Source organism: Aquabacterium sp., assembly GCF_035476535.1.
Taxonomy (GTDB): Bacteria; Pseudomonadota; Gammaproteobacteria; order Burkholderiales; family Burkholderiaceae_C; genus Pseudaquabacterium.
The window spans coordinates 1-13798 of the sequence record NZ_DATILJ010000297.1 but is presented as its reverse complement, the minus strand read 5'-3'; the positions used below and the strand labels follow the sequence as shown (position 1 = coordinate 13798).

The window sequence follows — 13798 nt, the reverse complement described above, 5'->3', positions numbered from 1 at the left end:
GACAGCGACACTGAGGTCGAGCAGCAGATCGGCATGCCGATCCGGGTGTTCTTCGAGCAGCAAGGTGAGGCTGCGTTCCGCGACATCGAGCAAGCGGTCGTCGAGCGGCTGAGCCGGCTCGACAACACCGTGATCGCGACCGGAGGCGGCGCCATGTTGCGCGCCGCGAACCGGTACGCGCTGGCCAGCCATACGCACGTGGTCTACCTGCGCTCGACACCGGAAGAGTTGTTCCGCCGCCTGCGGCACGACACCCAACGCCCGCTGCTGCAGGTGGCCGACCCGCTGCGCCGATTGCGTGAGCTGTACCGCGAGCGCGACCCGCTGTACCGCGACGCCGCGCAGTTCGTCATCGAGACCGGCCGACCCACGGTGCCGATGCTGACGAACATGATCCTGATGCAGTTGGAGTTGGCCGGCGTGATCGATCCGTCGCAGGTGCCGGCCACCGTCGGCCGGGTCTTGCCCCCGGTACGCTGACTCGCGCATTTCGTGCCGCCTACACTTGCGGCCATGAATCTCGCTACCTCCTCCGGCACCGTGCGCGTACCGATCGCGCTGAACGAGCGCAGCTACGACATCGTGATCGGCAGCGGCCTGCTGGCCGACGACGCCTGCTGGGACGGCCTGCCCGCCTCGGCCGACGCGCTGATCGTCAGCAACACCACCGTGGCGCCGCTGTATGCGCAGGCACTGGCGACGCGCCTGTCGCAGCGCCATCGCCGGGTGCTGCAGGTGCAGTTGCCGGATGGCGAGGCGCACAAGGACTGGGCCACGTTGAACCTCGTGTTCGATGCATTGCTCGGCGCCGGATGCGACCGCAAGACCGTGCTGTATGCGCTGGGCGGCGGCGTGGTGGGCGACATCACCGGCTTCGCGGCGGCCTGCTACATGCGCGGCGTGCCCTTCGTGCAGGTGCCGACCACCTTGCTCGCGCAGGTGGACTCGTCGGTCGGCGGCAAGACCGCCGTGAACCACCCGCTGGGCAAGAACATGGTCGGCGCGTTCTACCAGCCTGCGCGCGTGATCTGCGATCTGGCGATGCTCAACACCTTGCCGCCGCGCGAACTGTCGGCTGGTTTGGCCGAGGTCATCAAGTACGGGCCGATTGCCGATGCCGAGTTCCTGGCCTGGCTCGAGACCCATGTCGAGGACCTGCGAGCGCTGGAGCCCCGCGCGCTGGCGCATGCGGTTCAGCGATCCTGCGAGATCAAGGCCTGGGTCGTGGGCCAGGACGAGCGCGAGAACGGGCTGCGTGCCATCCTGAATTTCGGCCACACCTTCGGCCACGCCATCGAGGCAGGCCTGGGCTATGGCCAGTGGCTGCATGGCGAGGCCATTGGCTGCGGCATGGTGCTGGCGGCTGAGCTGTCGGCGCGGCTGGGCTTGGTGGCGCCGGCCTTCGTGCCGCGCCTGACCCAGCTCATCCAGCGTGCCGGGTTGCCGGTGCAGGCGCCGGTGATGCCGGGTGCGCGTTGGCTTGAGTTGATGCGTGTGGACAAGAAGTCCGAGGCCGGCGAGATCCGCTTCGTGCTGCTCGATGGTGTCGGCAGGGCGCAGATGCGTGGCGCTCCGGATGCACTCGTGCTCGACGTGATCGCGGCCCACACGTCGACCGACTGAACCCGCATGGCCCTGGCCGCCCATGCCAGCGTTGCCGCCGAGTCCCGCGGCCGGCGTCATCCCGAGCCTGCGGTCCGCCTGCGCGACGACTTCCAGCGCGACCGCGACCGCATCGTGCACTCCACCGCCTTCCGGCGGCTGGTCTACAAGACCCAGGTGTTCATCAATCACGAGGGCGACCTGTTCCGCACGCGCTTGACGCATTCGCTGGAAGTGGCACAGCTGGGCCGTGCCATCGCCCGCGGGCTGCAGCTCAACGAAGACCTGGTCGAAGGCATCGCCTTGGCGCATGACCTCGGCCACACCCCCTTCGGTCACGCCGGCCAGGACGCGCTGCATGACTGCATGCGCGCCCACGGCGGCTTCGAACACAACTTGCAGAGTCTGCGTGTCGTGGATTGCCTCGAGGTGCGCTACCCGGACTTCGACGGCCTGAACCTGTGCTTCGAGACGCGGGAGGGCATCCTCAAGCATTGCGCGCGGCGCGATGCCGAGCGCATCGAGGCTGCCGAGCCCGGCGGTGTCGGCCGACGCTTTCTCGATGGCACCCGGCCCAGCCTCGAAGCGCAGCTGACGAACCTGGCCGACGAGATTGCCTACAACGCCCACGACATCGACGACGGCGTGCGTTCTGGCTTGTTGTCGCTGCCGCAGCTGGAAGCCTTGCCGCTGGTGCAGCGCCACCTGCGCGGCGCCTTGCGCGATCACCCGGCGCTACTCGGCCGGCGCTTGCTGTTCGAGATCATCCGCCGCATGCTGTCCGAGCAGATCCACGACGTGATCGACACCAGTCACGCGGCGATCACCGCTGCCCGGCCGGCGGATGCGCAAGTGGCTCGCCTGCTGCCGTCGCTGATCAGCTTCAGCCCGCCGATGCAGGCCGAGAGCACGGAACTGAAGCGCTTGCTGATGCGCCACCTCTACCGCCACCCGCAGGTCATGCGCACCACCGGTGCAGCGCGCACGGTGGTGCGGGCGTTGTTCGAGGCCTATGCCGCCGCACCCGGCGAGATGCCGAGTGACTTTGCAACGCGGCCGGACCTGCCACGTGCGGTAGCCGACTACGTGGCCGGCATGACCGATCGCTTCGCCACCCGCGAACACCGGCGCCTGACAGGCCGCGACGAGTTCGCCGCTGCGGCCGGCGCGGCGGCCGAGCCGCAGTGAGCCCTGCAGCCGCAGCGCCACCATGGCCCGCCTGAGCCGGTTGGCCGTTGCCGGGCAGCCCCATCTAGTGGTGTTGCGCGGCCTGCCGGATCGACCCTTGTGCCTGGACGATGAAGATCGGCGCCGCTATCTGGCCGCTTTGCGCGACGCTGCGTCGCAGCAGCGCGCGGCCGTGCATGCCCATGTGCTGACCGATGAGCAGGCCCTGATGCTGGTGACGCCGGAGCGCGGCGACGGCTTGAGCCGTCTGGTGCAGGAACTGGGCCGGCGCTACGTCGCCGGCTTCAACCGCCGCCATGGCCGCAGCGGCGCGCTGTGGGACGGGCGTTTTCGCGCGACCATCGTGCAGCCGGGGTCGATCACGCTGGAGGCCATGTTGTTCGTCGACCTGCATCCCGTGCGGGTCGGCCTGGCGGCCACGGCGGCCGACTATGCCTGGTCCAGTGCCCGGCACCACCTGGGACAAGTGCGCGATCCGGTGGTGACCGACAACGCGGTCTATTGGCAACTCGGCAACACACCCTTCGATCGGGAACTGAGCTATCGACGTTGCCTGGAGGAGGGTCTGGCGGCCCAGCGCGTGCTCCAGTTCGCCGAGGCCAGCCGCAAAGGCTGGGCGCTCGGCGACGCCGCATTCCTCACGCAGTTGGCCGAACACGCAGGTCGACCCGTGCAGCCGCGGCCGCGGGGACGGCCGCCAAAACGGCAGCCTCAGGCGTGAGCGCCGTCCGCCTTGGCTCGGGAAATGCTAGTCCCGGTTCAGAGGCTTTTGCCGCCACGAAATGTAGTGACCCCAATTAACAAGGAACCCATCCGAATCGTAATTAAATGGGGTCATACCAAAGCAGAAACCACTTGAGCCACTTGCTGCGGTGCAGTAACCTCGCGGCTCGTCAGATCTTGTGAAGGAGCGCGCGATGAGCGATGCCGTCCAGGGACCCGCGTCCCGCACCGAAATCGAAGCGCTCGCCCAGAGCGGCCTGTACGACCCGACGCAGGAGCACGATGCGTGCGGCGTCGGCTTCGTTGCCCACATCAAGGGCCAACGCGCCCACAGCATCGTCGAGCAAGGCCTGAAGATCCTGGAGAACCTGGACCACCGCGGCGCGGTGGGCGCCGACAAGTTGATGGGCGACGGCGCCGGCATCCTGATCCAGCTGCCGGACGAGTTCTACCGCGCCGAGATGGCGACCCAGGGCATCGACCTGCCGCCGCCCGGCGAATACGGTGTCGGCATCATCTTCCTGCCCAAGGAACATGCCTCGCGCCTGGCCTGCGAGCAGGAACTGGAACGCGCGGTGAAGACCGAAGGACAGGTGCTGCTGGGCTGGCGCGACGTGCCGGTCGACCGCGAGATGCCGATGAGCCCGGCAGTGCGCGCCAAGGAGCCCGTGATACGCCAGATCTTCATCGGCCGCGGTGCCGATGTCATCGTGCCGGATGCGCTGGAGCGCAAGCTGTACGTGATCCGCAAGACCGCTTCGGCAGCGATCCAGGCCCTCAAGCTCACGCACAGCCGCGAGTACTACGTGCCCAGCATGAGCTGCCGGACCGTCATCTACAAGGGCCTGCTGCTGGCCGATCAGGTTGGCCAGTACTACCAGGACCTCAAGGACCCGCGCGTCACCTCGGCGCTGGCGCTGGTTCACCAGCGTTTCTCAACGAACACCTTCCCCGAATGGCCGCTGTCGCACCCGTACCGCATGGTTGCGCACAACGGCGAGATCAACACCGTCAAGGGCAACTTCAACTGGATGCGCGCCCGTGAGGGCGTGATGAAGTCGCCGGTGCTGGGTGAGGACCTGAAGAAGCTGTACCCGATCAGCTTCGAAGGCCAGAGCGATACCGCCACCTTTGACAACGCGCTCGAGTTGCTGACGATGTCCGGCTACCCGCTGGCCCACGCGGCGATGATGATGATTCCCGAGGCCTGGGAACAGCACGAAATGATGGATGTGCGCCGTCGCGCCTTCTACGAATACCACGCGGCGATGATGGAGCCCTGGGACGGCCCGGCCGCGATGGTCTTCACCGACGGCAAGCAGATCGGCGCGACGCTGGACCGCAACGGCCTCCGCCCGGCGCGCTACATCGTCACCGACGACGACCTGGTCGTGATGGCCTCGGAATCCGGTGTGCTGCCGATCCCCGAGAACAAGATCGTCAAGAAGTGGCGGCTCCAGCCCGGCAAGATGTTCCTGATCGACCTGGAGCAGGGCCGCATCGTCGACGACGAAGAGCTGAAGAACCAGTTCGCCTTCGCCAAGCCCTACCGGCAGTGGATCGAGAACGTGCGCATCCGCCTCGACACGGTGGAAGTGACCGGCGGCCCCGACGAATTCCCCGAGTCGCTGCTCGACCGCCAGCAGGCCTTCGGCTACACCCAGGAAGACATCAAATTCCTGCTGGCGCCGATGGCCACCGCTGCCGAAGAAGGCATCGGCTCGATGGGTAACGACTCGCCGCTGGCCGTGCTGTCGGACAAGAACAAGCCGCTGTTCAACTACTTCAAGCAGCTGTTCGCCCAGGTCACGAATCCGCCGATCGACCCGATCCGCGAAGCCATCGTGATGTCGCTGAACTCGTTCATCGGCCCGAAGCCGAACCTGCTGGACATCAACGCGGTGAACCCGCCGATGCGGCTGGAAGTGACACAGCCGGTGCTGGACTTCGACGACATGGCGCGGCTGCGCGCGATCGAGAAGCACACCAACGGCAAGTTCAAGAGCTACGAGATCAACATCACCTACCCGCTGGCCTGGGGCCGTGAAGGTGTCGAGGCCAAGCTCGCGTCGCTGTGCGCCGAGGCGGTGGACGCGATCAAGGGCGGCCACAACATCTTGATCATCACCGACCGCCGCATGAGCCGCGACCAGGTGGCGATCCCGGCGCTGCTGGCGCTGTCGGCGATCCACCACCACCTGGTGCGCGAGGGCGTGCGCACGACAGCCGGCCTGGTCGTCGAGACCGGCTCGGCGCGCGAGGTGCATCACTTCGGCGTGCTGGCGGGCTATGGTGCCGAAGCCGTGCACCCCTACCTGGCGATGGAGACGCTGGCCGAGTTGCATCACACGCTGCCGGGCCAGCTGTCCGCCGAGAAGGCGATCTACAACTACGTCAAGGCCATCGGCAAGGGCTTGTCGAAGATCATGTCCAAGATGGGCGTGTCGACCTACATGTCCTACTGCGGCGCGCAGCTCTTCGAGGCCATCGGCCTCGAGAAGGCGTTCGTGCAGAAGTACTTTCGCGGCACGGCCACGCAGGTCGGCGGCATCGGCGTGTTCGAGGTCGCTGAAGAGGCGCTGCGCACGCACATCGCCGCCTTCGGCGACGACCCGGTGCTGGAGAGCATGCTCGACGCCGGCGGCGAATACGCCTGGCGCACGCGCGGCGAAGAGCACATGTGGACGCCCGACGCCATCGCCAAGCTGCAGCACAGCGCACGCTCGGGCAAGTTCGAGACCTACAAGGACTATGCGCAGCTGATCAACGACCAGAGCAAGCGCCACATGACGCTGCGCGGTCTGTTCGAATTCAAGGTCGACCCGAGCAAGGCGATTGCGCTGGAAGAGGTGGAGTCGGCGGCCGAGATCGTCAAGCGCTTCGCCACCGGCGCGATGTCGCTGGGCTCGATCAGCACCGAGGCGCATACAACCTTGGCCATCGCCATGAACCGCATCGGCTGCAAGAGCAATACCGGTGAAGGCGGCGAGGATCCTGCGCGTTATCGCGGTGAACTCAAGGGCATCAAGATCACCGCCGGCACCAAGGTGTCGGACGTCATCGGCAGCAAGGTCATCGCGGCCGACTACGAGATGCAGGACGGCGATTCGCTGCGCTCGAAGATCAAGCAGGTGGCCTCGGGCCGTTTCGGCGTGACCACCGAGTACCTTGTCTCGGCCGATCAGATCCAGATCAAGATGGCGCAGGGCGCCAAGCCGGGCGAAGGCGGCCAGTTGCCTGGCGGCAAGGTGTCCGACTACATCGGCATGCTGCGTTATTCGGTGCCAGGTGTTGGCCTGATCAGCCCGCCACCGCACCACGACATCTACTCGATCGAAGACCTGGCGCAGCTGATCCACGACCTGAAGAACGCGAATCCGCGGGCCTCGGTCAGTGTCAAGCTGGTGTCCGAAGTGGGTGTGGGCACCATCGCCGCCGGCGTCACCAAGTGCAAGGCCGACCATGTGGTGATCGCCGGCCACGACGGCGGCACCGGCGCCTCGCCGTGGTCGTCGATCAAGCATGCCGGCACGCCCTGGGAGCTGGGCCTGGCCGAGACGCAGCAGACGCTGGTGCTGAACCGCCTGCGCAGCCGCGTGCGCGTGCAGGCCGACGGCCAGATGAAGACCGGCCGCGACGTGGTGATCGGTGCGCTGCTCGGTGCCGACGAGTTCGGTTTCGCGACCGCGCCGCTGGTCGCCGAAGGCTGCATCATGATGCGCAAGTGCCATCTGAACACCTGCCCGGTGGGCGTGGCCACGCAGGACCCGGTGCTGCGCAAGAAGTTCACCGGCAAGCCCGAGCATGTCGTCAACTTCTTCTTCTTCGTCGCCGAAGAGGCGCGCCAGATCATGGCGCAGCTGGGCATCCGCAAGTTCGACGAGCTGATCGGCCGCGCCGACCTGCTGGACACCAAGAAGGGCATCGCGCACTGGAAGGCGCGGGGGCTGGACTTCAGCCGCGTCTTCCACCAGCCGCAGGTGCCGGCCGATGTGCCGCGCTTCCATGTCGAGCTGCAGGACCATCGTCTCGAGAAGGCGCTGGACGTCAAGCTGATCGAGCGCTGCAAAGCGGCCATCGAGCGCGGCGAAAAAGTGCAGTTCATGGAGGACACGCGCAACGTCAACCGCTCGGTCGGCGCGATGCTGTCCGGCGAGCTGATCCGTCATCGCCCCGAAGGCTTGCCCGACCACACCATCTTCATGCAGATGGAAGGCACCGGCGGCCAGAGCTTCGGCGCGTTCCTGGCCAACGGCATCACGCTGTACCTGATCGGCGATGCCAACGACTACACCGGCAAAGGCTTGTCCGGCGGGCGCGTGGTTGTGCGGCCGAGCATCGATTTCCGCGGCGATGCGGTGAAGAACATCATCATCGGCAACACCGCGCTGTATGGCGCGACCAGTGGTGAAGCCTTCTTCCGCGGCGTGGCCGGTGAACGCTTCGCGGTGCGGCTGTCGGGCGCCACCGCGGTGGTCGAAGGCACAGGCGACCATGGCTGCGAATACATGACCGGCGGCACCGTCGTCGTGCTGGGCAAAACCGGCCGTAACTTCGCGGCCGGCATGTCCGGTGGCGTGGCCTATGTCTACGACGAAGACGGCCAGTTCGCCAAGCGCTGCAACCCGGCGATGGTGTCGCTGGACAAGGTGCTGTCACGCGACGAGCAGGAAACCGCCGTCGACCGCGCGCTGTGGCACAAGGACGAGGCCGACGAAACGCTGCTGAAGGCGCTGGTGGAGAGTCACCACCGCTGGACCGGTTCGCTGCGTGCCCGCGAGATCGTCGACGACTGGGCCCACGCCCGCGCACGCTTCGTGAAGGTCTTCCCGAACGAATACAAGCGCGCGCTCGGCGAAATCAATGCGGCGAAGGAAAGCAGCCAGACCATCGCCAAGGCCAAGGCGGCGAGCCCGACGGACAAGAAGGGCTCGAAGTCCGTTCCGGCCAAGTGATCTGACGCAACGCGCACGACAAGGAATAGCAAGATGGGCAAGGTTACTGGTTTCATGGAATATGAGCGGCTGGAGGAGGGCTACGAGCCCGTGCCCCAGCGCGTGAAGAACTACAAAGAGTTCGTCATCGGCCTGAACAACGAGCAGGCCAAGGTGCAGGGCGCTCGTTGCATGGATTGCGGCACGCCTTTCTGCAACTCCGGCTGCCCGGTGAACAACATCATTCCGGACTTCAACGACCTGGTGTACCGCGGCGATTGGCGCAATGCGCTGACCGTGCTGCACTCCACCAACAACTTCCCGGAGTTCACCGGCCGTGTCTGCCCGGCACCCTGCGAAGCGGCCTGCACGCTGAACGTCAACGACGATGCGGTGGGCATCAAGTCGATCGAGCACGCGATCATCGACCGCGGCTGGGCCGAAGGCTGGGTGTTGCCCCAACTGCCCAAGCTCAAGACCGGCAAGAAGGTCGCCGTGGTCGGCTCCGGCCCGGCCGGCATGGCCGCTGCGCAGCAACTGGCACGCGCCGGCCATGACGTGACGCTGTTCGAGAAGAACAGCCGCATCGGTGGTCTGCTGCGCTACGGCATCCCCGACTTCAAGATGGAGAAGACGCACATCGATCGGCGCGTCGAGCAGATGAAGGCGGAGGGCGTGACCTTCCGCGCCGGTGTGATGGTTGGCCACCTGCCCGAGGGCAGCAAGGTCACCAACGATGCGAAGGAAATCGTCTCGCCCGCCGAATTGCAGGCCAGCTTCGATGCCATCGTGCTGACCGGTGGTTCTGAACAGAGCCGCGATCTGCCGGTACCCGGGCGTGAGCTCGACGGCGTGCACTACGCGATGGAGTTTCTGCCGCAGCAGAACAAGGTGGTGGCCGGAGACAAGCTCAAGGGCCAGATCACGGCCACCGGCAAGCATGTCATCGTGATTGGCGGCGGCGACACCGGCAGTGACTGTGTCGGCACCAGCAACCGTCATGGCGCGGCCAGCGTCACGCAATTCGAGCTGATGCCGACGCCGCCGGAAGAAGAGAACCGGCCGCTGACCTGGCCGTACTGGCCCTACAAGCTGCGCACCAGTTCCAGCCATGAAGAAGGCTGCGAGCGCACGTTTGCGATCGCCACCAAGGAGTTCATCGGCAGCAAGGGCAAGGTGACCAGCCTGAAGACCGTGCAGGTCGAATGGCAGGGCGGCAAGATGGTCGAGGTGCCCGGCAGCGAGAAGGAGTTCAAGGCCGACCTGGTGCTGTTGGCGATGGGCTTCGTGAACCCGGTGGCCACCGTGCTCGAGGCCTTCGGTGTCGACAAGGACGCACGCGGCAATGCACGCGCCAGCACCGAAGGCGTTGCCAGCTACAAGACCAATGTCGACAAGGTGTTTGCTGCCGGCGACATGCGCCGCGGCCAGTCGCTGGTGGTCTGGGCCATCCGCGAAGGCCGCCAGGCCGCACGGGCGGTCGATGAATACCTGATGGGCAGCAGCACGCTGCCGCGCTGATCGGCGCTCGCGCGCGTTGCGCTGAAACCCGGGCTGGACACACCTGCAACCAGCCCGGCAACAGTTCTTTGCGCGGTCGAATCGGGGCAAGTCCTTACGGGTAAACCTGGCGTGCGACAATCTTTTTTCGCACAGCCCTGGGGCGTCATGCCCGGGCACCCTCCCACAACAAGGGCCACCAGGCCCGGCCGCCTGCCCCTTGAGCTCCGATACCCTGATCGAGATCGACCATGTTTCGTTCGGCTACGACGCCAGTCGCAGCATCCTGGACGACGTGAGTCTGCGCTTCCAGCGCGGCAAGGTCACCGCGATTCTTGGCGGCTCGGGCTGCGGCAAGACCACCTTGCTGCGCCTGATCGGTGGGGTGCACGGTGCCACCCGCGGCCGCGTGGTCTTCGATGGTGAAGTGGTCAATGCCCGGGACCGCGCGCAGTTGTACCGGCTGCGCCGGCGGCTGGGCATGCTGTTCCAGTTCGGTGCGTTGTTCACCGACCTGACGGTGTTCGACAACGTCGCGTTCCCGCTGCGCGAGCAGACCGATCTGCCCGAAGCGCTGATCCGCGACATCGTGCTGATGAAGCTCAATGCCGTGGGCCTGCGCGGTGCCGCGTCGCTGCGCATTGCCGAAGTCTCGGGCGGCATGGCCAGGCGAATCGCGCTGGCGCGGGCGATTGCGCTCGATCCCGAACTGATCATGTACGACGAACCCTTTGCCGGGCTGGACCTGATCTCGATGGGCGTGGCCGCCAAGCTGATCCGCACGCTCAACGACGTGACCGGCGCGACTTCGCTGGTGGTCTCGCACGACGTGCCTGAGTGCATGGCGATCAGCGACCACGTGATCCTGATGGCCGCGCAAGGCCGCATCGTCGCGCAGGGCACGCCGAAGGAACTGATGGAGTCGATGGAACCGGAGGTGCGCCAGTTCGTGCGCGGCGAGCCCGACGGGCCGGTCAAGTTCCACTACCCGGCACCGGGCATGGCCGAAGATTTCGGCTTGGTGGAGCGGCCATGAACTGGCTGGCACTCCTGGGCGCCAGCGCGCTGGCGGTAATGAGGGGCTGGGGCCATGCGACGCTGTTCTTCCTGGATCTGCTGCGGGTGCTACCTGCGGCGCTGAAGCGCTTTTCGCTGGTGACGGTGCAGATCCACGCCATCGGCAACCGTTCGCTGGTGATCATCCTGGCTTCCGGCCTCGCCGTGGGCTTCGTGCTCGCGCTGCAGATGTACTACGCGCTGGTCACCTATGGCGCAGCCGAATCGCTGGGTCTGATCGTCAACCTGTCGCTGGTGCGCGAACTGGGGCCGGTGGTCACCGCGCTGCTGTTCGCCGGCCGTGCCGGTACCTCGCTCACCGCCGAGATCGGCTTGATGAAGGCCGGCGAGCAGATTGCGGCGATGGAGCTGATGGCCATCGATCCCCGCGCCCGCGTGCTGGCGCCGCGCTTTTTGGGCGGTATCGTCGCGATGCCCCTGCTGGCCATTCTGTTCTCGGCGGTCGGCATCATCGGGGCCTGGGTGGTCGGCGTGGGCTTGATCGGCATCGATGCCGGCAACTTCTGGTCCATCCAGCAAGCCAAGGTCGACATCTGGCGCGACGTCGGCAACGGCGTCGCGAAGAGCGCGGTGTTCGGCGCGATCTGCACCTTCGTCGCGCTGTACCAGGGCTACGAGACGCAGGCCACGCCGGAGGGCGTGGCCTACGCCACCACCCGCACGGTGGTGATCTCGTCGCTGGCCGTGCTGGGCATGGACTTCATCCTCACGGCGCTGATGTTCTCGACACCGTGATGCAAGGGGAGATAGCCAATGGGCAAAAAGGGAATTGAAACATTGGTCGGCCTGTTCGTGCTGCTGGGCACGTTGGGCTTGCTGTTCATTGCGATGAAGGCTGCCAACCTGGGCAACTTCGGCAATAACAACAGCTACACGCTGTTGGCACGCTTTGACAACATCGGTGGCCTCAAGGTGCGCGCGCCAGTGCGCAGCGCCGGGGTGTCGGTGGGGCGCGTCACCTCGATCTCGCTCGACCCCAAGACCTACCAGGGCGTGGTGACACTGGAAGTGCAGGAGGGCTACCAGTTTCCGAAAGACACCTCGGCCAAGATCCTGACCGCCGGCCTGCTGGGGGACCAGTACATCGGCCTCGAGGCCGGCGGCGACGAGAAGAACCTGGTGGCCGGTGACGCGATCAAGCAGACCCAGTCTGCCGTGGTGCTGGAAAACCTGATTAGCCAGTTCCTCTTCAGCAAAGCCGCTGATGCAGGGACAGACGCCGGAGGCAAGAAATGATGCGGCGAGCGCTTGCGGTCGTGATGCTGACCCTGCTGCTGCTGGGCCTGCAAGGCTGCGCCAGCCTGCCCTGGCGCACGCCGGTGCTGGAGAACACCGGACCGTCCACTGAACGAGCCGACCCTTGGGAGCGCTTCAACCGCCGCATGTTCAGCTTCAACGAAGCGCTGGACGCGGTGCTGATCAAGCCGCTGGCACTGGGCTACCGTGCCGTGGTGCCCGAGTGGTTGCGCACCGGCGTCGACAATGTGTTCGCCAACGTCGGCGACCTGTGGTCCGCTGTCAATCTGGCCTTGCAGGCCAAGCCGCGCGCGGCGCTCGAGATGGGCATGCGGGTTGCCACGAACACGGTGTTCGGCATTTTTGGTTTTGTCGATGTGGCCGACGAAGTGGGTCTGGATCGCAAGTCGGTGGAAGACTTTGGCCAGACGCTGGGTCGCTGGGGCCTGAAGAGCGGGCCTTACTTGGTGCTGCCGCTGCTGGGGCCATCGACCGTGCGTGACACCGCTGCCCTGACGGTGGACTTCAAGGCCTCGCCGCCTAACCTGGTGTTTCGCGAGGTGCGTGACCAGAACGGAGCCACCGCGCTGCAGTTGCTGAATACACGGGTGAAGCTGTTGAACGCCTCGCGCGTGCTCGACGACATTGCGCTGGACAAGTACATCCTGCTGCGCGATGCCTACCTGGCACGCCGCCGCAACCTGATCTACGACGGCGAACCGCCCGAGGACGATGAGGCCACGCCGGCGCCCGCTGCGTCGGCTTCGGCGCCGGCCAAGTGAACCGATGGCGCACATGGCGCGTTGAATGTGTCGCAGGCAAGCCGCCTGCTCGAAAGGATCAACAGATGTTGCGACGTACCTGGATCTCCGCACTGGGCCTGATGTGTGCCGTGGCTGCCGTGCCGATGGCACGCGCTGAAGCAGTGGGTGCCGACGTGTTCGTGCGGACCCTGTCGAACGAGGTGATCGATGCCGTCAAGGCCGACAAGGCCATCCAGGCCGGTGATGTCGGTCGTATTCGTGCGCTGGTCGATGCCAAGGTGATGCCGCATGTGAATTTCCAGCGCATGACGGCGATGTCGGTCGGCCCGCAATGGCGTTCGGCCACGCCCGAGCAACAGAAACGCATGCTCGAAGAGTTCAAGACCTTGATGGTCAATACCTACTCCGGCGCGCTGACGCAGGTGAAGAACCAGAGCGTGAACGTCAAGCCGCTGCGCGGTACGCCGGCCGCCGATGGCGACCTGGTGGTGCGCACGGAGGTGCGTGGTCAAGGGGAGCCGATCCAGCTGGACTACCGGCTCGAAAAGGCCGGCGAAGCCTGGAAGATCTACGACGTGAATGTGGGCGGATTCTGGGTCGTCGAGGCCTACAAGGGCCAGTTCGCGAAAGACCTCAACGCCGGCGGCCTGGATGCGCTGATCACCCGCCTGGCCGAAAAGAACAAGGCCACCAACGGCAATACCAAGAACTGATGGCCGCGATCGTGTTGCCGGTGGTGCTGACCATCAGCGAGGCCCGCGTCACGCTGGCGCA

At 65.9% G+C, this 13798-nt stretch carries 11 protein-coding genes; all 11 read left to right on the top strand.

The genetic code is table 11. The annotated features are described in order from the left end of the window. On the top strand, positions 1 to 480 hold a 480-nt coding region (locus tag VLK61_RS28705), incomplete at its 5' end, for a shikimate kinase (protein ID WP_325426523.1). 33 nt (positions 481 to 513) lie between these two features. Beyond that, the gene (gene aroB / locus VLK61_RS28700) at positions 514 to 1623 is read left to right on the top strand and encodes a 3-dehydroquinate synthase (RefSeq protein WP_325426521.1); all 1110 of its coding nucleotides are present in this window, start codon (positions 514 to 516) and stop codon (positions 1621 to 1623) included. Between the two features lie 6 nt (positions 1624 to 1629). Further along, complete coding sequence (locus VLK61_RS28695; protein ID WP_325426519.1) at positions 1630 to 2790, top strand: deoxyguanosinetriphosphate triphosphohydrolase; 1161 nt, start codon at positions 1630 to 1632, stop codon at positions 2788 to 2790. 22 nt (positions 2791 to 2812) lie between these two features. Further along, complete coding sequence (locus VLK61_RS28690; protein WP_325426517.1) at positions 2813 to 3511, top strand: transposase; 699 nt, start codon at positions 2813 to 2815, stop codon at positions 3509 to 3511. A 196-nt stretch (positions 3512 to 3707) separates the two neighbouring features. Continuing rightward, entirely contained in the window at positions 3708 to 8468 is a 4761-nt protein-coding gene (locus VLK61_RS28685) for a glutamate synthase-related protein (protein WP_325426515.1), read from the top strand. A 33-nt stretch (positions 8469 to 8501) separates the two neighbouring features. After that, a complete protein-coding gene (locus tag VLK61_RS28680; protein WP_325426513.1) occupies positions 8502 to 9968 on the top strand; it encodes a glutamate synthase subunit beta in 1467 nt (488 codons plus the stop codon). A 199-nt stretch (positions 9969 to 10167) separates the two neighbouring features. Then, entirely contained in the window at positions 10168 to 10983 is an 816-nt protein-coding gene (locus VLK61_RS28675) for an ABC transporter ATP-binding protein (protein ID WP_325426511.1), read from the top strand. Then, positions 10980 to 11759: a lipid asymmetry maintenance ABC transporter permease subunit MlaE gene (gene mlaE / locus VLK61_RS28670; protein ID WP_325426510.1), complete on the top strand. Its 780-nt coding sequence runs from the start codon at positions 10980 to 10982 to the stop codon at positions 11757 to 11759. Before VLK61_RS28675 ends, mlaE begins: the two co-directional genes overlap by 4 nt. A gap of 18 nt (positions 11760 to 11777) precedes the next feature. Beyond that, the gene (gene mlaD, locus VLK61_RS28665) at positions 11778 to 12260 is read left to right on the top strand and encodes an outer membrane lipid asymmetry maintenance protein MlaD (RefSeq protein ID WP_325426508.1); all 483 of its coding nucleotides are present in this window, start codon (positions 11778 to 11780) and stop codon (positions 12258 to 12260) included. Positions 12261 to 12283: 23 nt separating this feature from the next. Continuing rightward, the gene (locus VLK61_RS28660) at positions 12284 to 13042 is read left to right on the top strand and encodes an MlaA family lipoprotein (protein WP_325426506.1); all 759 of its coding nucleotides are present in this window, start codon (positions 12284 to 12286) and stop codon (positions 13040 to 13042) included. 65 nt (positions 13043 to 13107) lie between these two features. Further along, complete coding sequence (locus VLK61_RS28655; protein WP_325426504.1) at positions 13108 to 13737, top strand: MlaC/ttg2D family ABC transporter substrate-binding protein; 630 nt, start codon at positions 13108 to 13110, stop codon at positions 13735 to 13737. Positions 13738 to 13798: the final 61 nt, after the last annotated feature.

Excerpts from the sequence above, each read along its gene's own strand:
- aroB (WP_325426521.1), top strand. The coding sequence starts at position 514 with ATGAATCTCGCTACCTCCTCCGGCACCGTGCGCGTACCGATCGCGCTG.
- VLK61_RS28695 (WP_325426519.1), top strand. The coding sequence starts at position 1,630 with ATGGCCCTGGCCGCCCATGCCAGCGTTGCCGCCGAGTCCCGCGGCCGG.
- VLK61_RS28690 (WP_325426517.1), top strand. The coding sequence starts at position 2,813 with ATGGCCCGCCTGAGCCGGTTGGCCGTTGCCGGGCAGCCCCATCTAGTG.
- VLK61_RS28685 (WP_325426515.1), top strand. The coding sequence starts at position 3,708 with ATGAGCGATGCCGTCCAGGGACCCGCGTCCCGCACCGAAATCGAAGCG.
- VLK61_RS28680 (WP_325426513.1), top strand. The coding sequence starts at position 8,502 with ATGGGCAAGGTTACTGGTTTCATGGAATATGAGCGGCTGGAGGAGGGC.
- mlaE (WP_325426510.1), top strand. The coding sequence starts at position 10,980 with ATGAACTGGCTGGCACTCCTGGGCGCCAGCGCGCTGGCGGTAATGAGG.
- mlaD (WP_325426508.1), top strand. The coding sequence starts at position 11,778 with ATGGGCAAAAAGGGAATTGAAACATTGGTCGGCCTGTTCGTGCTGCTG.
- VLK61_RS28660 (WP_325426506.1), top strand. The coding sequence starts at position 12,284 with ATGCTGACCCTGCTGCTGCTGGGCCTGCAAGGCTGCGCCAGCCTGCCC.
- VLK61_RS28655 (WP_325426504.1), top strand. The coding sequence starts at position 13,108 with ATGTTGCGACGTACCTGGATCTCCGCACTGGGCCTGATGTGTGCCGTG.